The sequence below is a fragment of the Streptomyces sp. NPDC056738 genome, from assembly GCF_042790435.1.
Taxonomy (GTDB): Bacteria; Actinomycetota; Actinomycetes; order Streptomycetales; family Streptomycetaceae; genus Streptomyces.
In genome coordinates this window covers 233,115-259,334 of sequence record NZ_JBHTZF010000001.1, presented here as the reverse complement: position 1 = coordinate 259,334, position 26,220 = coordinate 233,115, and the positions used below count along the sequence as shown (strand labels likewise).

Genomic DNA, 26,220 nt, shown 5'->3' with positions numbered 1-26,220 from the left:
TCCCCCTCCGGCGGCGTGCCCGCACGCCGCCGGAGGCCCGAGGAGCGATCGGCCGGTCAGTTCCCCGGACATCCGTCATCCGCCGTCCGCTCGATGCCCACCGGGCCTGCCGTCCGCCCACGTCTCCGCCGTACGCCGCGTGCCGTGCGTCGGCGCCATCAGTCGTACGTGGCTGTCCGCGCGCCCGCCGTGTCAGCCGTACCGAATCCACCTGTGCCCAAGTTCACGAGGACACCAGCCCAGATGCCTGCGAACGAGTCCCCGAACCGCCACCCCGAGATGTCCCCGACGACCTCCGAGGACGTGCGAGCCTGGTTGACGTCCGCTGTCGCGGAGGCGGCCGGGCTCGCCCCGGCGGCCGTCGCACCGGAGCGCCCGATCGCCGAATTCGGTCTGGGGTCCGTCCAGTTGGTGAGGCTGGTCGCCGGTCTGTCCGAGTGGACCGGGCGGCCCCTCGATCCGTCCGTCGTCTTCAACCACCCGACGATCGCGGGGATCGCCGAGGCCGTCCTCGACGAACGGCCCCCGGGTACGGCCGAGCCGGGTCCGGCGTCGGCCTCCGTGCTGGCGGTGTCGGCCGAGGCGTCCGTGCGGAGCGGCGACGACATCGCGATCATCTCCATGGCCTGCCGGTTCCCCGGCGGAGCCGACGACCCGGAGGCCCTGTGGCGGCTCCTCGAGGCGGGCGAGGACACCATCGAGGAGGTGCCCGCCGGCCGTTGGGACACCCATGGGCTCCACGACCCCGACCCGGACGCCGCCGGCAAGGCGTACACCCTGCGCGGCGGCTTCCTGACCGGCATCGACCGTTTCGACGCGGCCTTCTTCGGGATCTCGCCGCGCGAGGCCGCGGCCATGGACCCGCAGCAACGACTGCTGCTGCAGACCGGCTGGGAGGCGATCGAGCGCGCCGGAATCGTCCCGGAGACACTGAACGGCAGCCGCACGGGCGTCTACGTCGGCCTGTACGACAGCGGATACCTCGCCTCGGCCCCGCTGGACCGCCTCGACGGGCACGTCGGCACGGGCTCGGCGGCCAGCGTGGCGTCCGGGCGCATCGCGTACAGCCTCGGACTCCAGGGTCCGGCCGTCACGGTCGACACCGCCTGCTCCTCCTCTCTCGTGTCCCTTCACCTCGCGGCCCGTGCACTGGCCCGCGGCGAGTGCGACCTCGCGCTGGCCGGCGGCGCGACGCTTCTCGTGACACCGCGCGGGCACGTCGAGTTCAGCAGGCTGCGCGGGCTGTCGCCGTCCGGGACGTGCAGCCCCTTCTCCGCCGACGCGGACGGTGTGGTGTGGGCCGAAGGCTGCGGGCTGGTGCTCCTGAAGCGCCTCGCGGACGCGCGCCGGGACGGCGACCGGGTCCTCGCGATCGTCAAGGGCTCGGCGATCAACCAGGACGGCCGCAGCCAGGGCCTGAGCGCGCCCAGCGGTCCCGCGCAGGAACGGGTGCTGCGCGCCGCCCTCGACGACGCCGGGCTCCGGCCGGAGGACCTGGACTACGTCGAGGCGCACGGCACGGGCACGCGGCTCGGCGATCCCATCGAAGGACAGGCGCTGGCAGCGGTCTTCGGACCGGGACGCGCTGCCGACCGGCCGCTGACGGTCGGCTCCCTGAAGTCCAACATCGGTCACACTCAGGCCGCCGCGGGTATCGGCGGCGTCATCAAGACGGTCCTGGCCCTCGGCCACGACCGCATACCGGCGTCACTGAACGCGGAGACCCCGACCGAGTACGTCGACTGGGCGGGCAGCGGGCTGCGTGTGCACAGCCGTGCCGAGGCATGGCCGCGGCGCACCGACCGCGTACGGCGGGCCGGGGTGAGCGCGTTCGGGATCAGCGGCACCAACGCCCATGTGGTGCTGGAGGAATCCCCGGAGGACCTGGCCCGACCGACGCCGCAGCCGACCCCGGCCACCGGCCCGACGCCCGCCGTGGAGCCGACGCCGACCGCCACTGAGACCCCGGTGCCGACCGTCACTCCGGCATCGACACCCGCCGTGGAGCCGACGCCGACCGCCCCTGAGGCCCCGGTGCCGACCGTCACTCCGGCATCGACACCGGCCATGGAGCCGACTCCGTCGGTCACACAGGCATCGACGCCCGCCGTCACACAGGCACCGACGCCGACCGTGGAGCCGATGCCCACGGTCACACAGGCCCCAACGTCGACCAACACCCAGGCCCCGGCCATAGACCCCACCCTCTTCCCTCTGTCCGCCCGCACTCTTCCGGCCCTCAGGGGTCAGGCGGCCCGCCTGCTCGACGCGCTCGCCGCGCAACCGCGGCCCGCGCTGCCCGACGTGGCCGCAACCCTGACCCACCACCGCACCCACTTCGAGCACCGTGCCGTCCTCCAGGCGGGCGACCACGACGAACTGCTCAGGGCGCTTCGGGGCCTCGCCGAGGGGACTCCGGACCCCGACCTCGTCGTCGGCCCGCAAGAGACCCTGCCACCGGGCAAGCTGGCGTTCGTCTTCCCGGGCCAGGGTGCCCAATGGCCCGGCATGGCCCGCGAACTCCTCGACCGCTCACTGGTGTTCGCCGACGAACTCGACCGCTGCGACGCCGCACTGCGCCCGTTCACCACCTGGTCGGCGGCCGCCGTCCTGCGCGGCGACGCGGGCGCTCCCTCCCTGGAACGCGTGGACGTCGTCCAGCCCGTCCTCTTCGCGGTGATGGTCTCCCTGGCCGCGGTGTGGCGGGCCCGCGGCGTCCGCCCGGACGCGGTGATCGGACACAGCCAGGGCGAGGTCGCCGCGGCCTGCGTCGCCGGGGCGCTGAGCCTCAACGACGCCGCCGCGGTGGTCGCCCTGCGCAGCCAAGCACTGCGGGAGGTGTCCGGCACCGGCACCATGGCCGTCGTCGCCCTGCCGCACGGCGAGGTCGAGGCCCGCCTCGCCGAGCTCGGTGGCCGGGTCACCGTGGCCGCCGTGAACAGCGGCCGCTCGACGGTGATCGCCGGTGACGTGGAACCCCTCGACGCCCTGCTCGCCGACCTCGACCGGGAGCAGGTGTTCGTCCGCCGCCTCGACGTCGACTACGCCTCCCACAGCCCGCGGGTCGAGCCGCTGCGCGCGACGATCCTCGACGAACTCGACGGAGTGACCACCTCCCCGACCACCGTCGCCTGGTATTCCACGGTCACCGGCGAGCCGGTCACCCAGGAGCTGGAGGCCGACTACTGGTTCACGAACCTGCGGGAACCCGTGCGCTTCGCGCCCACCGTGGAACGCATGGCGGCCGACGGTTACCGCCACTTCGTCGAACTCAGCCCCCACCCCGCCCTCGTCACCGCCGTACGCACGGTCGCCGAGGAACTCGGCCACGAGGACCTGGTCGTCGTCGGCTCACTGCGCCGTGACGAGGACGGGCCCGCCTGCCTGGACCGGGCCGCCGCCGAACTCCACGTCCACGGACGGCACATCGACTGGCGCCGGGTCACCCCCGACGCCAACCTGGTCGAACTGCCCACGTACGCCTGGGATCTCCAGTCGTATTGGAGCGAGTCCGCACCCGGGTCCGGCGCCGCGTCCTCCGGCCTGCTCGACCGGGCCGCGCACCCGTTGCTGGGCGTCCACCTCCAGTCGGCGGACGAGACCCGCTGGACCTTCCGCAACGAATGGTGCCCGGCCACGGCCGACTGGCTGCCCGACCACACCGTCTTCGGCCGGACCGTGGTGTCGGGCACGACCATGATGGAACTGTGCCGCGCCGCGCTCGCCGTGGCCCGCCCCGACGAGCCCGGCGACGTCACGGATCTGCTCCTGCTCGCGCCCCTCGTACTGCCCCGGACCGGCACGGTCGAGGTCTCCGTCGAAGTCGTCACCGCGGGCACCGCGGGCGCCGCACCGGAGGTCACCGTGTACAGCCGCCCGCGCGGCGGGGACGCCCCGGGCTGGACTCTGCACGCCACCGCCTCGGCCTCCGCCCCCGCGCCGGTGACGGGGGAGGGGCCACCGGTGTGGCCGGAGGACGCCGAGTCCGTCTGGAGCGAGGGGACGTACGACCGGCTGGCCGCACTCGGTCTCGCTTACGGCCCCGCCTTCCAGGGCGTGCGGTCGGCGGTCACGACCACCGCCGACGGCGAAGTGCTGGCCCGGCTGTCGCTGCCCGCCGTGGCCCGTGGGACCTCCGATCCCTACCCCGTCCACCCGGCGCTGCTCGATGCCGCACTGCACGTGGCCGCCGCGCTGGACACGTCCGACGAGCGGGTGCTGCTGCCGGTCGCAGTGGGCCGCTGCGTCCTGCCGCCCGGCGGCGCGAGCGACCTCACGGCGCTGGTACGGCGGAGGGGTGGCTCGGCGACGGACCGCACCCTCGACGTGACCCTGTGGGACGCCGACGGCCTTCCGGCCGGCCGCCTGGAGGACGTACGACTGCGGGCCGCCGACCGGGCGGACCTCGACGGCGCCTCCGAGAACGGCCGTCACCTGTACGAAGTGGCGTGGACGGCCCCCACCGAACCGTCCCGGACGGAACAGAGCACGGCCTGGTCCGTCCAGGGCGACTCCTCGGACCCGGACGTCGAGGCCACCTTGAGAGGCCTGGCGGCGGCAGGCGCCCAGGTGCGCGAAACGGGCGCGGACATCGTCGTACGATTCTGGCCGCGCCCGGGGGAGGAAGCCGAACCGGCTCTCGCCGCGCGCGAGTTGGCGGCCGACGCGTTGGCCGAACTGCGTGACCTGATCGCTCTCCCGGAGGACCGGCTGCCCGCCCGGACCTTCTGGGTGACCCGGGGCGCGGTCGCGGCCGGTGCCGGGGACACCGTGCCGGGACTGGCCCAGTCGGTGCTGTGGGGCCTCGCCCGCAGCGCCCGCGCCGAACACCCCCATCTCGGGCTGACCCTCCTCGACCTGGACCCCGGCCTCGGCGACGCCGACGCCGCGGACGCCGTGACGGCAGCCGTCAGCCACATCGGCGAGCCGGAACTCGCCTTCAGGGAAGGCTCCTTGCTGGCCCCGAGGCTCGTGCGGGCACGCCCGTCCGTCGCCCCGCGGAGCGGCGCCCACGACGGCCGGGACGTCCTGACGCCCACCGACGGAACCGTGCTGATCACCGGCGGACTGGGGGCCGTCGGCCTGCACATCGCCCGGCTCCTCGCCGAACGAGGCGTGCAGAGGCTGGTCCTGACCTCGCGTCGAGGACCGTCGGACCCCCGCGCCGCCGAGATCACCGCCGAACTGGCCTCGCTCGGAGCCGACGTCGAGATCGAGGAGTGCGACGTCGCGGACGCGGACGCCCTGGCCGGGGTACTCGCCCGGATCGGTGACGCGTCGGCGCTGCGCGGTGTCGTGCACTGCGCCGGAATCCTCGACGACGGAGTGATCGCCGACCTGACACCCGAACGCCTCGCACGAGTAATGCGTCCCAAGGTGGACGGCGCCGCCCACCTCCACCGGCTCATCGCGGACACCCCGCTCGACCTGTTCCTGCTGGTCTCCTCCGCCGCCGGCGTACTCGGCAACCCGGGCCAGGGGAACTACGCGGCCGCCAACGTCTTCCTCGACCAACTGGCATACCACCGGCGGGGGTTGGGCCTCCCCGCCGTCTCGGTCTCCTTCGGCGCCTGGGCCGGCGAAGGACTCGCCGCGGAGAACGCCGACCTCGACCGCATGGCCCGGCTGGGCCACCGCGCCCTCACCCCCGACCAGGGCCGCGAACTCGTCGAACTCGCGCTGCGCCGGGGCGCACCGCATCTCATCGCCTCGGCCCTGGATCTGCCCCGCCTGCGCACGACCACCGCCGCCATGGACGACGCTTCGGTCGCCCTGTGGCGCTCCCTGCTGCCCGCGCGCCGCACCGGTCAGGAGGGCGGCGTCGGTCTGGCGGAACGCCTCTCCCGCCTCCCGGAGGCCGACCGCGCCGCACGCGTCCTGGCCCTCGTCCGTGAGGAGGCGTCCCGGGCGCTCGGCCTGCCCTCGCCGGAGTCGGTCCGCCCCGATCAGCCCCTGCGCGAACTCGGCATGGACTCGGTGACGGCGGTCGAGCTCCGCAACCGCATCGGCACCAGGATCGGTGCCCGGCTCCCCGCGACCCTCCTCTTCGACCACCCGACCGCGGCCCGCCTCTCCGCCCACCTGCTGACCACCGCACTCCACACGGACGGCGGCACCACGCGACCCGGGGCCCCCGAGCCGCGGTCCCACCGCACCACGTCGGCGACGTCGGACGAGCCCCTGGCCCTGGTGGCCATGGCCTGCCGTCTGCCCGGCGGCGTGAACGACCCCGAGGGACTCTGGCGCCTCGTCGCCGAGGGCCGCGACGCGGTGGGTCCGTTCCCGGCGGACCGCTGGGACACGCAGTCGTTGTACGACCCCGACCCGGACGCCCTGGGCACGTCCTACGCTCGGGAGGGCGGCTTCCTCGACGACCTGGAGTCGTTCGACGCGGGATTCTTCGGCATCACGCCGAAGGAGGCGGCGGCGATGGACCCGCAGCAGCGCATGCTGCTGGAGACCGCGTGGGAGGCACTGGAGCGCGCCGGAATCGTTCCGGCCGAGCTCGCCGGCACCAGCACCGGTGTGTACGTGGGCATGTTCGGCAGCGACTACCTCGCGGGCACCCGGCTCGACGAACTCGACGGCTACGTCGGCACGGGGTCGGCGGCGAGCGTGGCCTCGGGCAGGCTCGCGTACACGCTGGGCCTGAACGGACCGGCGCTCACGGTGGACACCGCGTGCTCGTCCTCCTTGGTCGCCGTCCATCTCGCCGCGCAGGCGCTGCGGTCGGGCGAATGCGACCTGGCGCTCGCCGGCGGGGTGACGCTGATGGTGACGCCGGGGACCTTCGTCGAGTTCAGCCGGCTGCGGGGGCTGTCCCCGACCGGGCGGTGCCGCTCCTTCTCCGACGACGCCGACGGTGCCATCTGGGCCGAGGGCGCCGGCATCGTCGTACTCAAACGCCTCTCCGACGCCCGGCGCGACGGCGACGAGGTCCTGGCCGTGCTGCGCGGTACGGCCGTGAACCAGGACGGCCGCAGCCAGGGCCTCTCGGCGCCGAACGGCCCGGCCCAGGAACAGGTGATCCGCCGGGCCCTGGAGCTGTCCGGTCTCGACCCCGCCGACATCGACTACGTCGAGGCGCACGGGACCGGCACCACCCTCGGCGACCCGATCGAGGCGAACGCCCTCGCCGAGGTCTTCGGCGCGACCCGCCCCGACGGGCGCCCGCTCCATCTCGGCTCGCTCAAGTCCAACATCGGCCACGCGCAGGCCGCCTCGGGTGTGGCCGGTCTCATCAAGGTCGTGCAATCCCTGCGCCACGAGTCCCTGCCGCGCACCTTGCACGCCGGCACGCCCAGTCGCCATGTCGACTGGGACGACAGCGGGTTGCACCTGCTGCGGGAGACGGTCACCTGGCCCGCATCGGACGGACACGTGCGGCGGGCGGGCGTGAGCGCCTTCGGGATCAGCGGAACCAACGCGCACCTGATCGTGGAGGAGGCCGGGCCCGCCGTCGTACGGGCGGAGAGGGAAAACGCCCCGGGTCCACGGCTGTTCGTCCTGTCCGGGCGCGGCGAGGCCGCCGTGCGAGGACAGGCCGCACGACTCGCCCGGCACCTGGACGAGCCCGTCGACCTGACCGACATCGCCCACACCCTGGCCCGTCACCGCAGTCACTTCGAAGACCGGGCGGCGATCGTGGCCGGAGACCAGGACGAACTGCGCGCCCGGCTCGACGCGTTGGCGACAGGTCGGACACCGCTGACCCCGCCCCGCCCGGAGCAGTCGGGCAAGGTCGCCTTCGTCTACGCCGGACACGGTGGGCAACGGCCCGGCATGGGAATGGAGTTGGCCGCCGGATCACCGGCGTTCCGCGAGGAGCTGGCCCGGATCGACGACGCGGTGCGCCGTCAGGTCGGCTGGTCGGTCCTCGACGTGCTGCGCGCTCCGGAGGAGTTCGCCCCTCTGGACCGCACCGAGTACCTGCAACCCGTCCTGTTCGCGGTCAACGCGGCCCTGTCCGCCGCCTGGCGTGCGCTCGGCGTCCGCCCGGACGCCGTGACCGGGCACAGCCTCGGCGAGATCGCCGCCGCGTACAGCGCGGGCTCCCTGAGCCTCGACGACGCCGTGTCGGTGGTGACCGGGCGGGCCCGAGCGGTCGCCCCGCTCGTCGGACAGGGCGGCATGCTGTCCCTCGAACTGCCGTGCGCGGACGTCGAGAAGGTGCTCGCGCCCTACTCAGGCCGGCTGTTCGTGGCGGCGGTGAACAGCGCCCGTTCCACGGCCGTCTCCGGCGACACCGAGGCACTGGCCGAACTGCGCGCGCACCTCGAGGCGCGGGACATCTCCGTCCGACGGTTGTCGACCCCGTTCGCCTCCCACACCCCCTTGATGGAACCGGCGCGCGCGGAACTGCTCGACCGCCTGGCCGGGATCCGGGGGACAGCGGCGCCGACCCCGCTCTACTCGACGGTGACGGCCGAACCGGTTTCCGGCGACCGGTTGGACGCCGATCACTGGTACGCGAACCTGGCACGGCCGGTCCGTTTCGCCGACACGATCCGGCGGATGCTGGACGACGGCTTCCGCTCCTTCGTCGAGCTCAGCCCGCACCCCTCGCTCACCGCGTCGATCGAGGCGGTGGCGGCCGAGGCGGGGATCGACGCGGTCACGGTCGGCTCCCTGAGCCGTGAGCGGGAGGGACGAGGCGTACTGCTGGGCCGACTGGGCGAGTTGTACGAGGCAGGGCACAGCCCCGACTGGCCGGCGCTGTTCCCCCAGGGGCGCCGGGTCGACCTGCCCACGTACGCCTTCACCCGCGAACGGCACTGGCGCGCACCTGTCCTGGCCTCCCGGACGACTGTTGGATCACCGCTCCTCGGCACGCACGTCGAGGCCAGCGACACACCCGGCCGGCACATCTTCCAGAGCGACGTCGACCTGCGCGACAGCCGCTTCGCCTACCTCACCGATCACCGGGTCACCGGCGAGGTCTGGATGCCCGGCGCAGCCTTCCTCGACCTGGCGCTCGAGGCCGCGACCGAACTGGGCGACGGTGGACCGATCCGACTGGCCGACGTGAGGTTCGTACGGCCGCTGGCACTCGACGCGCAGCAGCCCGTACGGCTGCAACTGGTCCTGCGGCCCGCCCGGGACGACGGCTCGCGGGAGTTCACCATCTCCTCCACGGCCACCGGTCGGCCGCGCGCGACCTGGGAGCGGCACGTCACCGGCCGAGTCGTCGACGACGGCGCCGAGCCGACGGCCACCGCGCTCGACTCCGACGAGGATCTGGCGGTGCTGCGCGACCGGTGTGCGGAGGAAGCCGACCTGCCCGCCGTCTACGCGGGCCTCGCGGGCCTCGGCATCGAGTACGGCCCCGCGTTCCGGCTCCTGGAGGAGGGGCGGCGCACGGACACCGCGGCGGTCGGCCGACTCATGCGGCAGCCCGCCGGCGGTCATCTGCTGCACCCCGCCGTCCTCGACGCCGCCTTCCACGTCGCCGCCCTGCCGGCCGACGCGCCCGCCGGCCGTGCCTTCGTGCCCGCCGGGGTCGGACGGCTGCGCCACACCGGTCTGCGTTCCGCGCCCGCGTGGGCGACCTGCCGACTGCGATCCGTGGACGGCGACACCGCGCTCCTGGACATCCGGCTCTGGGACGAGAGGGAGCAACTGGTCCTGGAGGCGACGGAGTTCGAACTCTCCGCGCTCTCACCACTGGACGGCGCGCTCTTCGAGACGCGCTGGCAGCCGCGCCCGGTGGCACGGGAACGGCCCGCCGACGGCCGCTGGCTCGTCCTCGCCGACGGGACCGGAGTGGCCGACGGGCTCGCGGAGCGGCTCGCCGCAGCCGACGTGCCCCATGTGATCGCGCGCCCAGGAGCAGTGTTCGCAGCCGAGAGCCCCGATCGCTATGTCCTCGATCTCGCGGATCCCGAGCAGTTGACCCGTCTGTTCGACGAGGCGTTCCCGGACGGGCCGCCGACGCGGGTGGTCCAGCTCTCGGCACTCGACGCGCCGGCCGTCGCGGACGCCGCCACGGCCGAGGAGGCCGCGCGGTGCTGCACCTTGAGCACCCTGCACCTGGTACGGGCGCTCGCCGACCGGCCGCGCAGCCGCGCCCCACGCCTGTTCGTGGTCGTGCGGGGCACCCAGGCAGCCGGTGACAGCACGCAGGTGACCCACCCTCAGCAAGCCCTCGCCTGGGGCTTCGGACTCTCGGTGGCCCAGGAATACCCGGAACTGTCGACCACGCTGGTCGACCTGCCCACCACGGACGGCGACGACGCTCTGTGGACGCAGCTCCGGCACGCGGACGACGAACGCCTCGTCGCACTGCGGGAATCGGGCCGACTGGTGCCGCGACTGGCCCGCACCCGCCCGGACGACGGCGGTCACGACGGCGTGAGCGCCGACGGCACCCATGGGGGTGCGAGCGCCGACGGGGGTGCGAGCGCCGACGGTCCGCACGCCGAGGCAGGCGCCGGCGGCGCGCACGGCGGGATCGGCGCCGACGGCGTGCACCTGATCACGGGCGGGCTGGGCGGCCTCGGCCGCGTGGTGGCCGAGCGGCTGGTCCGCAGGGGTGCCCGCCGGCTCGCCCTGCTGAGCCGGGGCGGACCCGACGCGGCCACGCGGAGCTGGATCGAAGGGCTTCAGGCGCGTGGCGTCGCCGTCCACCTCCCCCGGGCCGACGTCTCCGACCGCGCCGCGCTGAGCGCCGCCCTGGACGCCGTGCGACGCGAGGGCGGACCGATCGCCACCGTCGTCCACGCGGCGGGCGTCCTCGACGACGCCACGGTGGCGAACCTGACCGACGAACGCGTCCTGCGCGTGCTCGCCCCCAAGGTCCTGGGCACCGCCCTGCTCACCGAACTGGCGCCGGAGGCCGAGCGGTTCGTGCTCTTCGCCTCGGCGGCCGGTGTCCTCGGCTCGGCCGGCCAGAGCCCGTACGCGGCGGCCAACGCCTACCTCGACGCCTGGGCGCATCACCTCTCCCGCACTGGACGTCGTGCGTTGAGCCTGGACTGGGGCGCCTGGGCGGAGGTCGGCATGGTCGCCGGCTCCGGCACCCGGGCCGCCGAGACCAGCCGTTCCGGCCTGCTCGCCTTCACCGCGGCGGAAGGCGGCGACCTGTTCGAGCGGGTGCTCGCCACCTCCCGCCGCCAGCTCGCCCCCCTCGCCCTGGACCTTGCGGCGCTGGAGCTCGACCCGGACGCGGCCCGCACCCGCCCGATCCTGGCCGACCTGATCACCGTCGCCACGGGCCCCGCGTCCACGGACGACCTCGTCACCCGGGTGTTCGCGGCGACGACGGACCAGGACCGAGCCGCACGGCTCGAAGCGTATGTTCGGGCCAAGGTCGGCCAGGTCTCCGGCGGTGTCGCGGAGCTCTCCGCGACCACGGCCCTCAAGGAACTGGGCCTGGACTCCCTCATGCTGGTCCGGCTGCGCAACGCCTTCACCCGGGAGCTGGGCGCCGAACTCCCGGCCGCCGCCGTCTTCTCGGCCTCCGACATCCGGGGCCTCGCGCGGGCCCTGGCGGAGGTGCTGCCCGAACGCGACTCCGCTCCCCGAGGGGAGGAGCCGGAGCCCGACGTCGCCTCCGAGGTGCCCGAGAGCGAGCTGCGGCCCGCGACCCGCGACGTCGTACGGCTGCTGCGCAGCGCCCAGCCCGGCATGCCGGACGCGGCACACGCCGTCGGCCTGGCCGTCCGGCTCACCGCACCCACCACCCGCGAGACCCTCACCGACATCATCACCCGGCTTGCCGGGCGTCACGCGGCCCTGCGCACCGCGATCGACGGGGGTGACGGACGGAACCGACAGCTCCGCGTGGAACGGGAGCCGGCCGAGGCGTTGCTGCGCTGGACGGACGTGCCCGCCGACGCCGATCCGGACGCCGCCGCCCGGCTGTCCCGGCTGCTGGAGACACCGTTCGACCTGGCGAGCGCGTCCTTGTGGCGGTTCGAACTGCTCGACGCCGGCCCGCGAGGACAGACCCTGGTGTTCGGCGCGCACCACGCGGTGAGCGATCTGCAGTCGTTGCTGCTCGTGGCGGGAGAGATCGACGCCGAACTCTCCGGCACGTCTCTCGGGGACACGGTCACCAACCGTGACATCGACCTGCTCGTCGAGGCCCAGCAGAGCGGTGGGGGCTCCGGCGGCGCCGGCACCGAGTGGCGCGAGGCCTTCCACGGCAGCGAGCGTCTCGACCTGACGCTCGCCCGGCCCCGCCCCGCGAGTCGTTCGTACCGGGCCGGGAGCGTGACCGTAGCGATCCCCGACGCACTGATGGCACGGGTGTCCGCGGCCGCGAGCGCCCTCGCCGTCACACCCGCCGCGTTCTGCCTCGGTACCCTGACCGTCCTGCTGGCCCGGATGCGGGAACGGGAGCGTTTCGTGCTCGCCGTGCCCGTCGACACGCGCATCCACGCCGACGCGTACGACGCGGTGGGCTTCTTCGGCGTACCGGTGCCGTTCCCGGCGCAGGCGGGCGCGGGGGAGCGGATCGAGGACGTGCTGCGGCGCACGGACGCGCGCCTGGACCGGGTTCTGGCGAAGGGCGCCATGTTCACGGACGTGCTGGCGACCCTGGCCCGACAGGGACTGCACCGCGCGAACGCCCCGCTCGTGGAGGTCTACTTCAACTACGTACGGTCCTCGGCGGCCCGTCTCGACCGGCTGGAGGTGCTGCCGGCCGGCACGGGATACTCCGACCTCGACCTCATGGTCACCATGACTCCGGACGCGGCCCGGGTCCGCCTCGACCACAACCTCGACATCCTGGACACGGCGACCACCACCGGGTTGGCGCAGGAGTTCCTGCGACTGCTGGCGACGACGGCCGACGATCCGACGGCGGCGGTCCGGGCGACGGCAACCGCGGCCGAGCCGGACACCAAGGCTCGCCCGCGCCGCTCGCTCGCCCTCGCCGCCACCTTCGCGCTCGGCCATCTCCCGGGGCTCTGCCAGGCGGCGATGGAGGAGGACGCCCGCGAGAGGGCGGGGGAGCGGGGCCGGAACGAGGGCCCGACGGTGGCGGAAGCGCCGTACCACCAGGTGCTCGCCGCCCTGCGTGACCCTTCGAGTGTCTTCGCCGATCCGGCGACGGCGGCGGGCGTGGTGCTGCTGCGGGCCGTGGACCTGGAACGGTTCGGCCCGGTCACCGACGCTGTCCTGACCGAACTTCTCACCGCCTACCCGGCCGCGCTGCGGGCTCTGTCCGAGCGGACCCGCCGGCCACTGGTCGTCGGCATCCTGCCCTCGGCGCGGCACGACGACCGCTTCGCGCGCTGGGAGTACGACCTCGCCGCCGAGCTGGCCGAAGCGCCTGGCATCGCGGTGCTCGGCCCGGACGACTGGACACGCCACCACACCGTCGCCCAGCCCTTCGACGAGCGGACCGAGCGGATGGCTCATCTCCCCTTCACCCCGCAGTTCCAGGCGGCGGTGGCCCTGCGACTGGCCCAGGTGCTACGAGCGGTCCTGCGTCCGGCGCCCAAGGTCATCGCGGTGGACGGGGACGAGACCCTGTGGGGCGGCGTCGCCGGGGAGATCGGCCCCGACGCGGTGGAACTCTCGGGCCCGCGCGCCCAGTTGGCTCGGACGCTGCTGCGATGGCGTTCCGCGGGCGCGCTGCTGGCCCTCGTCAGCAACAACGACGAGGACACCGTACGAGCCGTTCTGGACCGTCCGGACAGCACGCTCAAGGCGGAACACTTCAGTGTCCTGTCCGCCGGGTGGGGCCCCAAGCCCGACCGGCTCACGGAGGCCGCGCGCACCCTCAACCTGGGACTCGACAGTTTCCTGTTCCTCGACGACAACCCGGTCGAGATCGAGGGAGTGCGGTCGGTGCTGCCCGAGGTGCTGTCGGTGACCTGCCCTCCGGTGGCCGAACTGGACGACTTCCTGCGCCGGTTGTGGCCGCTCGTCCCGGCCGCGGCGACGGCCGAGGACGAGCTGCGGGCCGGGTTCTACGCACAGGAACGGGAGCGGGACGCGATACGCGAGCAGGCCGGATTCGAGGAGTTCCTGGCCCGGTTGGAGCTGGAGGTCGACATCCGGGACCTTTCCGACGCCGACGTCGAGCGGGCCGAACAACTCGTCCGGCGCACCAATCAGTTCACCCTCCGTCCCCGCTCCGCCGACGGTGGCGATCTGGCGCGGTGGCGGGAGCGGGGCGAGGTCTGGACGGCCGCGGCACGGGACCGCTTCGGCGACTACGGCCAGATCGGCCTGATCGCCGTGCGCGCGGACGGCGATCAACTCGACGTCCTCGCCTGGAATCTGAGCTGCCGCGCACTCGGCCGGGGCATAGAGGAACGGCTGTTGTGCCGGCTGGCGGACCACGCCGACCGGCTGGGCTGCGTGAAGGTTCGGCTCACGGCCGAGCGAACCGACCGCAACGTACCGGCCCGGCGCCTGCTGGCCGCGCTCGGCGGCGGCGACCAGGACGACCGGCACCTGGAGGCCGTGGTGACGCCGGAACAACTGCGGGCCTTCCGCTCGTGGCGCCGGCGGTGAGCGGGCGGGCGCTCCGGCGAGCGGAGGCAGTGCGGACATGGACAGTGCACACGGGGAAGGCCACTCATGCGTGAAGTGAACGAGGACGCGTCGTCGTCCGCCGGACAGCGGGCGACCGCCGAGGCGATCGAGCGGGGTGACGGAGGGCTGAGCGTGGAGGCCCTGCTGGCCAGGATCGCGCAGCCGGCCCCCGCGCCGACGGCGACGGGACCAGACACGGAATCGGAGGCGGGGACCGACGCGGACAGCCTGGCCCTCGTCGTGGCCGCGGCGGCCGCTCGGTTCGTCCCCGGCGGGGAGCTGTCACCCGACACCGACTTCTTCGACGCCGGTGGCACCTCCGTGGGCGCCGTGGAGCTCGCCGCGGCGCTGGAGGAAGAGCTGGGCATGGTGATCGACCTCGACGAGGTGTTCACCGACGCCCGGCCGCACAGTCTCGCCCGGCGCTGGCTCGCCGCCTCAGGTGCCACGACGGCCGACGTGGGCCCGAACATGCCCGCGCCACCGGTGACCCCGGCGGGCGCACGAACCCTGGTTCCGGCACCCGATGCGATCGCGCGAGCCGCGGCCCCGGCGGTCGCACGCATCCCGGCCTCGGCGACCCCACGGCTCGCGGACCGGGCTTCGGCGGGCGCACGGCTCCCGGACCGGGCCTCGGCGAGCGCGCGAATTCCGGCTCCGGTGACCCTGGCAGGCATACGAACCCCGGCCCCGGCCCCGCCGGGCAGCGCGGTCGGCATCGCGCCCAGGGCCACGGTCACGACTCGGACCATCGGCGGCGACACCACGTACGCCAAGGCCCGGCCCGAAGACCTCGACCAAATCCTGGCCGACCTCTCCCTGGCCGACCGTCTCCCCTGGACCGGCTCGCCCGAGCCCGCGCCGCCCCGCCGGATCCTGCTCACCGGTGCCACCGGCTTCCTCGGCAGTCATCTGCTGCTCGACCTGCTCCGGCACAGTGACGCCCACGTCCACTGCCTCGTGCGCGCGGCCGACGAGGAGAGCGCCACGGCCCGCCTCGCCGCGGCGCTGAAGAGCCACCGGCTGCCCTGGTCGGCGGAGATCCGCCGCCGGGTGACCGTGCTTCCCGGCGACATCAGGCGCCCGCGCCTCGGCCTGCCCGACGACGTCTGGGACTGGCTCGCCCACGAACTGGACAGCGTCGTGGGTGTGGCGGCGGCCGTGGACTTCCTGCGCGGCTACCAGTCGCTGCGGCAGAGCAACGTCGTCGGCGCGCTGACCCTCGCGGAACTGGCGGCGACCGGCCCGCCCAAACCGCTGCACCACATCTCCTCGATCGCGGTCTTCAACGAGGTCGGCATCACCTCCATGGGCGAGGACGATCCGCTCGCCCACGCCGACCGCCTCGTCGCGGGCTACGACCAGACGAAGTGGGCCGCCGAGGTCGCGCTGCGCCGGGCCCGCGACCACGGCCTGATCGTCACCGCGATGCGCCCGGGAGGCATCGGAGGCCACACCCGGACGGGCGCCCACAACCCGCAGGACCTCAGCAGCGGTCTCATCGCGGCCTTCGGACGCTTCCGCACCGTGCCCGCCTTCCACCGCCTGAACGCGGCCCCGGTGGACTGGGTGAGCCGGGTCGCGGCCGCCGTCGTCTGCGAACCCGACGCCTGGGGGTTCGACTACAACCTCACCGGCGTGCCCAACACCCTCGACGACGTCGTACGGGACATGGCGTTCGGCGGGATGCATGTGCGCGTACAGGACTGGGACGAGTGGCGCACCGACGTGCTGGCCCGCCTGGAGGCCGACCCGGTTCCCGAACTCGACTTCCTCACCCGCGTGTTGCGAAGCCCCACCGCCCTCAAGCTGTGCGAGGCGACCCTGAAGGGACCGGCGGCGACGGGCGAACGCACCGACGCGCTCGTCGAGGCGCTGGGGCTGAGCCCCGCCGCCCGCTACGACGCCCAGGCTCAACTCAGGACGTTCGAACAGCTCGCCCAGGACGGTCTGGCCCGGCTTCCCCACAAGGACGACCAGCCCTACCTGTGGTTCTCCGAGACGACCGAGGGTGCCGTGGGCCCGGTCGGCGCCGCCACCGACACCCCCTGCTCGATGGCGCTCACCCTCTCCATCGCGAGCATGTACCAACTGGTCAAGGAACGCAGGGTGGACGTGAGCGGCGAGCTGGTGTGCCCCGCGGTCCATCCCGCGCCGCTGCTCGTGGAACGCGGCGACGTCTGGGTCCGCCCCGAGGAGGGCATTCCGCAGCGACACGGGATGCGCCACCAACTCCTGCGCTACCGAATGAGGTTGAGCGACGCCGACGGAGGCCGTTGGTGGCTCGAGGGACACAAGCACGCCCGCGCCCGCCGTGACGTCTGGCGGCAGACCCGCGCGCTGAGCGTCGAGATCGGCCGCGAGGGCGAACCGGCGTGCCTCGCGGGCGAACTCGTCGTACCCGCGGACACCTATGTGCGTGACCAGATCGACGGCATCAAGGTCGACCCGCGGCTGACCGGGCGGGAGAAGCGTGCCGCCAAGCTGACCTGGCTGGCCTGGTTCGGCATGGAGATGGGCCGCGGCCTGCTCGGCCCCTTCGCCCGCGCCACCGCCGACCTCCTCGACCTGCGCCGCACCCCGACCCCCTCGGAGCGCCACCGATGATCCTCAGAAGCGCCAACTCCCGCACCAGGCCCGCGATGCGCAAGGTCAGGACCGGCACGGCCCTGCGTCCGCTGCGCCACCGCCTCGATCCGTCACGCGTCGAGGAGATCCCCTTCCGCGCCGGGGACGGCGTACGTCTCGGTCTCACCCGCGTCGACAGCGGGGAGCGGGACCGGCCCGCCGTGCTGCTCCTGCACGGCCACACCGCGTCCGCCGACATGTTCCTGCTCCCCGAGACCCGCAACCTGGTCGACGTCCTGCTCGACGACGGCTACGAGCCCTGGCTGCTGGACTGGCGGGGCAGTTGCCGGCTGCCCTACAACGAGACCGGCCAGAGGTACACCTACGACGACGTCGCCCTCCACGACATCCCGGACGCCGTCGCCCGTATCCGCGAACGCATCGGAGACCGGCCGCTGTTCGTGGTCGCCCACTGCATCGCCTCCCTCGCCCTGTCCCTGAGCATGACGGCGGGGCTGGTGCCGGGGCTCGCGGGGGTCGTCTCCCAGGGCGTGTTCCTGACGCCCAAGCTCGCGGGACGCACCTCGCTGCGGATGACGCTCGCGGGGGAGCTGCTGAAGAGCCGGATCGACCACATCCCGGTCGACTTCCGCCGGGTGGGCCTCCGTTCGCGGTACACGCCGCTGTTCGCGCTGGCCTCCCGCGGCGCGGCCTGCCCTGATCCGACCTGTCAGATCCTCCACAACTCGGCCTGGGGTTCGGGCGCTTCGCTGTTCCTGCACGAGAACCTGTCCGAGGCGACCCACGACCGGCTGGCCGAACTCCTCGGTCCCGCGCCGCTGTGGATCCTGCCGCATCTGCGCCGGATCGAACTGGCCCGCAGCGTCGTCCGCTGGCACGACACCGACCACCGCTACCGGGCACTGCCGCCCAACGCCCTGGACGCGGCCGCACGCATCGACACCCCCGTCCTGCTGCTCGCGGGAAGCGAGAACGGACTGTGGCTGGACTCGCAGCGGCTCTGCCAGGAGGTACTGGCACACCGACAGCCCCAGCTCGACGTGTCGTACACCGAGATCCCCGGCTACGGCCACCTCGACACGTTCCTGGGCCGCGGAGCCGCCCTCGATGTCTTCGGCCACATCCTCGAATTCCTCGGCGAACGACGGTGACGGCGGGCCCCGCCGCCCGTTACCGTACCGACCAGTAACCAGACCGCACCCAGGAGGCCCCATGCCGCAGCTCGAAGTCGACGGCGCCGCGCTGACGTACGACGACGAGGGCCCCCGCGACGGCGACGGCGTGCCCTTGGTGTTCATCCACGGCTGGACGGCCAACCGGCACCGCTGGGACCACCAGGTGGACCACTTCGCGCAGAAGCGGCGGGTCGTACGACTGGATCTGCGCGGGCACGGGGAGAGCGAGGGGTCGGGGCGCCGGACCGTGGCGGAGCTGGCCGGCGACGTGCTCGCCGTCCTCGACCACCTGGAGCTCGACCGGTTCGTCCTCGTCGGCCACTCGATGGGCGGGATGATCGCGCAGACCCTGACGCTCGCCCACCCCGAGCGGGTCGAGCGGCTGGTGCTGGTGAACTCGATCAGCAGGATGACGTACAGCCGGGGGAGGGGGCTGCTCATGGCGGTCTCCACCAAGGTGCCGTTCAAGCTGTTCGTGGCCGCCAACATCCAGCGGGCCTTCGCGCCCGGCTACCCGCGCGAGAAGATTCGCGAGTACATCGACGCCTCGGCGGGCACGCCCCGCGAGGTGGTCATGACCTGTTACGGCGCAATGCGCTCCTTCGACGTCCTCGACCGGCTCGGCGAGATCCGCACCCCCACCCTCCTGATCCACGGCTACCACGACATCCAACTGCCCGTCTCCCAGATGCTCCGCATGGCCAAGGCCTACCCGGACGCGGTGGTACGGATCGTCGACGCCGGCCACGAGCTCCCGGTGGAGAAGCCGGCCGAACTCACGGCGGCGCTGGACAGCTTCGTGGCGGAGAAGGTGTAGCCGGGTGGCCTCGGACCCCGTCGGCGAACCGTGGCCGACGGGGCTTGCGGGGGCGTCACTTCGGCGTGGCGCTCTCGCAACTCTCCGACACCTGCATCACTTCGAAGACCACCGGGAAATCGGTGATCTGCTGGTTCGGACCCGGCTGGGAGCCACAGATCTTCCACTCGGCCGGGTCGTCCACCGGACGCCCCTGCCCGCTGGCGTCCTTGAACACCATGTCGAGCTTGGAGTTCATCTGCTCATACGCGCGCCCGGCATTGCCGCCCATGAGGTCGGGCATGACAGCGCCGACGGGCTGGGGGCGTGCCGACGGGCGTGCGGCCGGCGCCGAGGTGGTCGCGCCGCTCCCCGATGCGTCCGGCACGGCCGACGCCCCGCAGGCGGTGACCGAGGCCAGCAGGCCGGCGGCGAGAAGAGCTCTGGGAAGGGTGATGGCGGGCATGGCATGTTCCCCCGGGTGGACGACAGTTCCGCACCATACTGTGGTGTCCCTGCCAAGGTGAGACCGGCTGGCCCGGTCCGTGTTCCGAGCTCCTTGTCGGCTCGGACCGTCACCCGGCCGTCAGATCGCCGAGTTGGGCCAACTGGGTGGCGAACACCGGTGCGGCAGTGGTTATGATCACCGTGGCAAGGCTGTAGCGCAGAGGTCGTCGCGCCCAAGCATCGAGCTGGAGGACGTCGGTTCGAATCCGGCCGGTCTTGCCACCCTTTTCGTGGAGGAATGTCGATTGGCGTCGGTTCACCCCCGGAGGGCGGAGGGCCGTGCCGTCCTCCGCGCGCCGGGCACCGGCGATGAACCGGTGGAGTGGTGATGACGCAGCCGACGCCCGTACGCTGCCCCGCGATCGAGCACCCCGACATCCCGATCAGCGAACCCGCCGCCCTGGAACCGCTGCTCGCCCGACTGCGGTCCGACCGGCCGGTCGAAGCCGACGAGACGTTCCCGCTCGGCACCGTACGCGCGGACGGCCGGGTCGACCTGTGCAAGCAGGGACTCGGCGCGGCCGGAGCCGCCCGGCTGATGACCGTGGCGGCCGCCTCCCCGCACGCCGCGCACGTCCTGCTCGGCACCAACGCCATCGGCGACGAGGGAGCCCGCACGGTCGCCGACGCGCTCGCGGGCGACCACGGCCTGCACACCCTCTACCTCGGCTGCAACCGCATCGGCCCCGAAGGCGTCGACGCACTCGCCGACGCGCTGACGACGGACGCCACCGTCCACGCCCTGTGGCTCAAGCGCAACCCGGTGGGCGACCACGGCGCCCGCGCACTCGCCGCCATGCTCCGCCGCAACACCACGCTGCGCACCCTCGACCTGGTCAACACCGGACTGACCACCGACGGTCTGCGCGCCCTGTACGAGACCCTCGCCGACCGGCCCAGCCCCGTCGAACGCCTCTTCCTCGGCGGCAACGGCCTGACCGCCGAAGCCGCCCCGCTCCTGGCCGCGTTGATCCGCGAGGCGGGCGTGCGCGAGCTGTACCTCCCCGCCAACCACCTCGGAGACGAGGGCGCCGCGATCCTGGCAGCCGCCGCCCACTCCAGCCGCCCCGTCCGCCTCGGCCTCGGCGGCAACGGCATCGGCCCCGCCGGTGCCCGCGCCCTCGCCGACTCCCTCGGCGGCATCGAGGCACTCGACCTCGGCCGGCCCCTGTCGGAGCGCAGCCTCGGCGCCCCCGCCAACACCACCGGCGACGAAGGCGCCCACGCGCTGGCCGCCGCCCTGCCCGGAAGCCCGCTGCGCCGCCTCGAGCTGTGCCACACCGGCCTGACCGGACGCGGAGCCAAGACCCTGCTGGCCGCCGTGCCCGACGCATCGCCCCTCGAATACGTCGGCCTGGGCCCCGGACTGCCCCGCAGGGTGAAGCGGTCCTTCACCCTGCGCCTGCGGCCCGTGGGCAGGGCGCACCCCGACCTGCGCGCGATAGGGAGCGTCTACCGTTGAGCCCCCGTGGCGAACTCCGCTGCTTCCCCGCGGACGAGGCGTCGAGCCGGCGCCGCATCCGCCGATACGCGGTACCCCGCTGGATGATCGAACGCGCCGCCGCGGCCCGACTGGCCGGTGACTGGCGGGCAGCCTGCGCGGCCGCGAACGTCGACGTCGCGTTCACCCTGTCCGAAGTGGCCGACCAGTGCGGACACGACGTCGCCACGGCCCTGGAAGACGACCTCCGTCACCTCGCCCCCGACCTGCTGCGCTGGCATCTGCCGCGCATCCTCGGCGGGCGGACCACCCTCGCCACGGACAAGACGGTCGTCCTGGCCCGCTACCGTCCGAAGGCGGCCGACGAGGACCGGCTGACCGCACCGTACTTGCACATCACCACGCCCGCGATGGTCGAGGGACCGCAGCGCATCGCCCTGCGGTTCGGCACGGTCGAGGACGAGAAGGACGGCGGAGTCTTCGGCCCGGGAACCGAGGACTGGCGCCACGCGCGGCACCTGTGGGACGCGCGGCACACCGCCGAACTGCTCGAACGCTGCGGCGGCGGCACGGACCGGCCACCGTTCTTCCACGCCGACGCCACCCCGCTCGGCACCCACGAACTGCCGACCGCCGATCCCGGCACGGGCGATCCGGCGTCCCGGGCCGAGTGGACCACGCTGCTGCACGAGAAGGGCGAGACGCGGGCCGCCCTCGCCGCCGCAGGTATCGAGGCGGACCTGACGCCCGTCGAGAACTCGCGCTGGTACCGGGTCGACCTGGAGGAACTCCTCGGCGGGATCGCGCTCGACCACACCCGCCTGGAGCCGGAGATCCGCCGGCAGGTCGCCGCGGGCGTCGGCGACCGATTCGTCATCGCCGCGCACTGGCGGACGTACATCCTGCTGGAGCCCGCGGCCGGCGGCGGGCTGCTGATGCGAGCCGTCGACCGGGAGGAGGCCAAGGGCGTTCCGCTGCTCGCCGAGGCCCTGTGGCGCAGACTTCCCGACCTCGACCTCCTGCGCGCCGGGGGCATCACGGCGGAGCGTCTTCACCCGCTCGTCCGCGAGGCCTTGTTCCCCGCCCTCCCCGTCCCCGCGACGCCGGCCGGCCCACCGGAGCCGACACTCCCCGAACCGGTGCGCGTCCGATGCCGCGGGGAGTGGCACGAGGTGGCCTTCCGCCCCGGGGGCCTGCTGGCCATGCCGCACACCGACGAGGAACAGCAGCGCGAACGCGCCCTGCGCGCCTTCGGTGGGACCGTCGCGGGATGCTTCGCCCTGGAACAGACCTGGACCTCCGGAGACGGCCGCCTGCCGAAGGCACTGCGGATCCAGCGCAACGAACTCTTCCTGCGCGCGCAGCACGGAGACACCCCCGGTGTGCTCGCACTCCTCGACGCCGGTGTCGACCCGCGCGTGCGGGACCCCAAGGGCCGTACCCTGCTGCACCTGTTGAACCTCCTCGACCACGAGCCGCTGCTGCCGCGTCTGCTGGCGGCCGGACTCGACATCGAGGCACGCGACCAGCGGGAACGCACACCGCTGTACGTGGCCGCCAACGACCTCGGCTCCAAGGCGCTGGTCAAGGCGCTCGTCGCCGCCGGGGCACGGCTCGACGTGGTCGACGAGTCCGAGCTCTCGCTCGCCCAGATCGTCCGCCGTTACAAGCGGCGCGACCTGGCCTTCCTCCAGAAGCGTGTCCAGACGGAGCACCCCGGCATCGGCGCCGACTGGTGGGACGAATGGATGGAGGAGGAGGCGGAGAACTACGCCGACGAGCCCGACGAGCCCGAGGACGAGTTCGAACTCGACGGCCCTGACGACGAGTTCACCGCCGACGCGCCGCTGGAGGCGTTCGAGCCCACGCACGAGGGCGAGCCCGCCGACGCGTTCGAGCCCACGGACGAGTTCGAGCCCGACGACGAGGAGAGGCTGCCCCTTTGAGCACCGACGTGACCGCCCCCGCCACGCCGTCCGGCCCGCTGGCGGCCGCGGACGACCTCAACCGCCGTCTGCGCACGCACCGCACCGAACCCGCCACGAACCCCCAACTGGAAGCCCTGGCACTGGCCGTGACGGCCAATCAGCCCGTGCTGCTGTGGGGAGAGCCGGGAATCGGAAAGTCGGCCGCCCTGGAACAGCTCGCCGGTGGGCTCGGTCTGCCGCTGGAGACGGTCATCGCCAGCGTGCACGAACCCTCCGACTTCGCCGGCCTGCCCATCGTCGGTGACGACCCGGCCACGACCGGCGTCCCCATGGCCCCGCCGGACTGGGCGGTCCGCCTCGCCAAGGCCGGTCAGGGCCTGCTCTTCTTCGACGAGCTCTCCTCCGCGCCGCCCGCCGTACAGGCGGCCCTGCTGCGCGTCGTGCTCGAACGGCGGGTGGGCAGCCTCGTCCTGCCGGAGGCCGTACGGATCGTCGCCGCAGCCAACCCGCCGTCCAGCGCGGCCGACGGCTGGCACCTCAGCCCCCCGCTCGCCAACCGGTTCGTCCACCTCGAATGGACCCACGACCCCAGGACCGTCGCCCGCGGCATGGCCGGCACCTGGCCCGAGGTCACCGTGCCCGTCGTCGGCGCCACCAAGGTGCCCGGCGCGGTCGCACGGGCCCGCGGCGCGATCTCCGGCTTCCTCACGGCCCGGCCCGGTCTCGTGCACCACATCCCCGGCGACGCCGAGAGCCGCGGCCGGTCGTGGCCATCTCCCCGCACCTGGGAGATGGCACTCAAGCTGCTCGCCACCGGATACGCGGCCGGAGCCGGCCGCGAGGCGCTGGCCGCCGCGCTCACCGGTGCCGTGGGGGACGGCGCGGGCCTGGAGCTGCTGTCCTACCTCGAACACCTCGACCTGCCCGACCCCGACCGGGTCCTGGCCGACCCCGAGGCCTTCGCCCTGCCCGACCGCGGAGACCGCCAACTGGCCTTCCTCATCGCGGTGGTCGCCGCCATCCAGAGCGACCTCACCCGGCCCCGCTGGGAGGCGGGCTGGGTGGTCCTGGCGAAGGCCGTGGACGCGGGTGTCCCGGACGTGGCCGCCCGGGCCGCCACCGACCTCGCGATGATGCGCCATCTCGACTGGCCCGTACCGCCCGGCATCGACGGGTTCCTCGACCTGCTCCAGATGTCGGGGGCGCTGCCCGGCGGCCGCCGGTGACGCCTGCCGGGACCACGGGGGACGCCCGCGGCGCCCTGGACATGACCAAACTGCTCGCCGCCCGCTACCGGGCGGCGAGCGACCGGCCGTACCTGGCGGCCGCGTTGTACTCGCTGACGGTCGTGCCGAGCACACAGGTGCCCACGATGGGAGTGGACCGGCACTGGCGCTGCTATGTGTCCCCCGCCTTCGTCGACGCGACCCCGGTGCCCGAGCTCGCGGGTGTGTGGGTGCACGAGGTGGCCCATCTGCTGCGCGACCACCATGGCAGAGCGGACCGGCTCCCCGCCGCGGCCCAGCGCGACGGGCACCGCGTCAACGTCGCCCAGGACTGCGAGATCAACGACGATCTGCTCTCGGACGGTCTGCGCCTGCCCGAAGGCCGCATGGAACCCCGGCTGTTCGGCCTGCCCGAGGGCCAACTGTTCGAGGTGTATCTGGACCAACTGCCGCCGCACGTCCGTACGCCGGACTGCGGATCGGGTGCCCACGGCCGGTCCGCGCCCTGGGAACTGCCGGGAGGGGCCGGGACCGCGGGGATCGGGGAGATCGAGGCGCAGGCACTGCGCCGCCAGACCGCCGACGCGATGCGCGCCCACCAGCGCGGCCGGGGCAGTCTGCCCGGGGGCTGGCAACGCTGGGCCGAAGAGCTCCTCGAACCCACGGTGGACTGGCGGCAGGCCCTGTCGGGCGCCGTCCGCGAAGCCGCGGCGTGGGCGGGCGGAGCCGTCGACTACACCTATCGCCGCCCGTCGCGCCGCACCCCGGCGCTGCGCGGTGTCGTCATGCCGAGCCTGCGCCGGCCCCTGCCGAGAGTGGCCGTGGTCATCGACACCTCCGGTTCGATGGGCGACGCCGAACTGGCCGCCGCCCTCGCGGAGGTGACGGGCGTCCTGCGTGAGGTGGGGGTGCGGGGCAATCGCGTGACCGTCCTGGCATGCGACGCCGATGTGCAGGCCGTGTCCCGGGTGGTGGCCACCGAACAGATCACCCTGGGCGGCGGTGGCGGCACGGACATGCGCGTCGGCATCGAGGCCGCGCTCGCGACACCGGACCGCCCGAACATCGTCGTGGTCCTCACCGACGGTCTCACTCCCTGGCCCGGCGAGAACCCGCCCTGCCGCATCATCGCGGCCCTGATCGGCTCCGCCACACAGGAGCCCCCGAGCTGGGTGGAGACGGTACGCATCCCCACCACCTGACAAGTTCGGTCGGCCGAAGCCGGGGATCGGTTGCCGGCCGACGGGTGTGAAGGCTCTGGGCTGTGGGCTTCGCTCCGCGGTCCTCGGTCCGACGGAAATCGGACCGACAGTATTTCCTTCGCGATCCCGACGGCATTTCCTGGACGATGTGGGTTCGACGGCGTGGGTTCGGCTGCGTGGTTTCGACAGCTTGGTGTGAGGGTTGGGGAGAGCGGGATGCTGACGGGGATCGTGATCGACGCACTGGACGTCGCACGCGTGGAGCGCTTCTGGCGGGACGCGACAAACGGCCGCACGGGCGGTCTGGAACTGCGCTTCGTGCCGACCGCGAAGCCCAAGCCGCCGTCGCACAAGAACCGGCTCCACCTCGATCTGGCCGGAGGCCCCGACTGGAAGGCCGAGGTGGAACGCCTGGTCGCACTCGGCGCGCGGCGGATCGACATCGGCCAGGGAGACGTCCCCTGGGACGTGCTCGCCGACCCGGAGGGCAACGAGTTCTGCGTCCTGCGTCCGGGGCACCCCGGTGTCCTCGCCGACTCCGGCCTCGTCGGGATCTGCCTCGACGTCGCCGCGAAGGACCGCTACGCGCAGTCGGCCTTCTGGCAGTCCGAGGCGGGCTGGCACTCCGTCGAGTACCACGAGTGGGGCGTCCGGCTGCGCCGGAGACCCTCCAGCACCGTCTCGCTGGTGATGGGACCGCCGGCGGCGCCGAAGTCCGGGCGGAACAGGCTGCGCCTGGAAGTCACCCAGAACGACTGGGAATCGGGCGAGTTCCTCGACGCGGGTGGGAACGAGTTCCACGTGACGCACTGACTCCGACCGCCCGTCCCGCCGCCCTGACTACCCGCCGCCCTGACCAGGCG

At 73.5% G+C, this 26,220-nt stretch carries 10 protein-coding genes and 1 tRNA gene; 10 read left to right on the top strand and 1 reads right to left on the bottom strand.

The features are described 5' to 3' along the window. Positions 1-243: 243 nt before the first annotated feature. From ACFRIC_RS00970 to ACFRIC_RS00955, 4 genes are all read left to right on the top strand, one after another. On the top strand, positions 244-14,472 hold the full coding sequence (locus ACFRIC_RS00970) for an SDR family NAD(P)-dependent oxidoreductase (protein WP_382778345.1): 14,229 nt from the start codon (positions 244-246) through the stop codon (positions 14,470-14,472). A 66-nt stretch (positions 14,473-14,538) separates the two neighbouring features. Next, a complete protein-coding gene (locus tag ACFRIC_RS00965; RefSeq protein WP_382778344.1) occupies positions 14,539-17,100 on the top strand; it encodes a thioester reductase domain-containing protein in 2,562 nt (853 codons plus the stop codon). After that, complete coding sequence (locus ACFRIC_RS00960; protein ID WP_382778343.1) at positions 17,097-18,233, top strand: alpha/beta hydrolase; 1,137 nt, start codon at positions 17,097-17,099, stop codon at positions 18,231-18,233. Before ACFRIC_RS00965 ends, ACFRIC_RS00960 begins: the two co-directional genes overlap by 4 nt. Before the next feature lie 61 nt (positions 18,234-18,294). Then, complete coding sequence (locus ACFRIC_RS00955) at positions 18,295-19,074, top strand: alpha/beta fold hydrolase (protein ID WP_382778342.1); 780 nt, start codon at positions 18,295-18,297, stop codon at positions 19,072-19,074. 55 nt (positions 19,075-19,129) lie between these two features. Here the strand turns inward: ACFRIC_RS00955 and ACFRIC_RS00950 are convergent, their stop codons facing one another. Beyond that, positions 19,130-19,519 carry a hypothetical protein gene (locus ACFRIC_RS00950; protein ID WP_382778341.1) on the bottom strand — a complete coding sequence of 130 codons (390 nt, stop codon included), beginning with the start codon at positions 19,517-19,519 and terminating at the stop codon, positions 19,130-19,132. A gap of 187 nt (positions 19,520-19,706) precedes the next feature. Here ACFRIC_RS00950 and ACFRIC_RS00945 point away from each other — a divergent pair. The 6 genes from ACFRIC_RS00945 (at position 19,707) to ACFRIC_RS00920 (ending at position 26,170) form a co-directional block, all read left to right on the top strand. Further along, a tRNA-Arg gene (locus ACFRIC_RS00945) sits at positions 19,707-19,782 on the top strand. 106 nt (positions 19,783-19,888) lie between these two features. Further along, a complete protein-coding gene (locus ACFRIC_RS00940) occupies positions 19,889-21,022 on the top strand; it encodes a gala protein (protein ID WP_382778340.1) in 1,134 nt (377 codons plus the stop codon). Continuing rightward, complete coding sequence (locus ACFRIC_RS00935) at positions 21,019-22,947, top strand: ankyrin repeat domain-containing protein (RefSeq protein ID WP_382778339.1); 1,929 nt, start codon at positions 21,019-21,021, stop codon at positions 22,945-22,947. The genes ACFRIC_RS00940 and ACFRIC_RS00935 overlap by 4 nt, the downstream gene beginning before the upstream one ends. Next, complete coding sequence (locus tag ACFRIC_RS00930; protein WP_382778338.1) at positions 22,944-24,155, top strand: sigma 54-interacting transcriptional regulator; 1,212 nt, start codon at positions 22,944-22,946, stop codon at positions 24,153-24,155. Before ACFRIC_RS00935 ends, ACFRIC_RS00930 begins: the two co-directional genes overlap by 4 nt. Positions 24,156-24,196: 41 nt before the next feature. Continuing rightward, positions 24,197-25,357 (top strand): VWA-like domain-containing protein, encoded by a 1,161-nt coding sequence (locus ACFRIC_RS00925; RefSeq protein ID WP_382778337.1) that lies wholly within the window; start codon positions 24,197-24,199, stop codon positions 25,355-25,357. Positions 25,358-25,573: 216 nt separating this feature from the next. After that, positions 25,574-26,170 (top strand): VOC family protein, encoded by a 597-nt coding sequence (locus tag ACFRIC_RS00920; protein WP_382778336.1) that lies wholly within the window; start codon positions 25,574-25,576, stop codon positions 26,168-26,170. Positions 26,171-26,220: the final 50 nt, after the last annotated feature.

Bases quoted from the DNA above. Each gene is read 5' to 3' on its own strand.
- ACFRIC_RS00970 (WP_382778345.1), top strand. From the start codon at position 244: ATGCCTGCGAACGAGTCCCCGAACCGCCACCCCGAGATGTCCCCGACG.
- ACFRIC_RS00965 (WP_382778344.1), top strand. From the start codon at position 14,539: ATGCGTGAAGTGAACGAGGACGCGTCGTCGTCCGCCGGACAGCGGGCG.
- ACFRIC_RS00960 (WP_382778343.1), top strand. From the start codon at position 17,097: ATGATCCTCAGAAGCGCCAACTCCCGCACCAGGCCCGCGATGCGCAAG.
- ACFRIC_RS00955 (WP_382778342.1), top strand. From the start codon at position 18,295: ATGCCGCAGCTCGAAGTCGACGGCGCCGCGCTGACGTACGACGACGAG.
- ACFRIC_RS00950 (WP_382778341.1), bottom strand. From the start codon at position 19,519: ATGCCCGCCATCACCCTTCCCAGAGCTCTTCTCGCCGCCGGCCTGCTG.
- ACFRIC_RS00940 (WP_382778340.1), top strand. From the start codon at position 19,889: ATGACGCAGCCGACGCCCGTACGCTGCCCCGCGATCGAGCACCCCGAC.
- ACFRIC_RS00925 (WP_382778337.1), top strand. From the start codon at position 24,197: ATGACCAAACTGCTCGCCGCCCGCTACCGGGCGGCGAGCGACCGGCCG.
- ACFRIC_RS00920 (WP_382778336.1), top strand. From the start codon at position 25,574: ATGCTGACGGGGATCGTGATCGACGCACTGGACGTCGCACGCGTGGAG.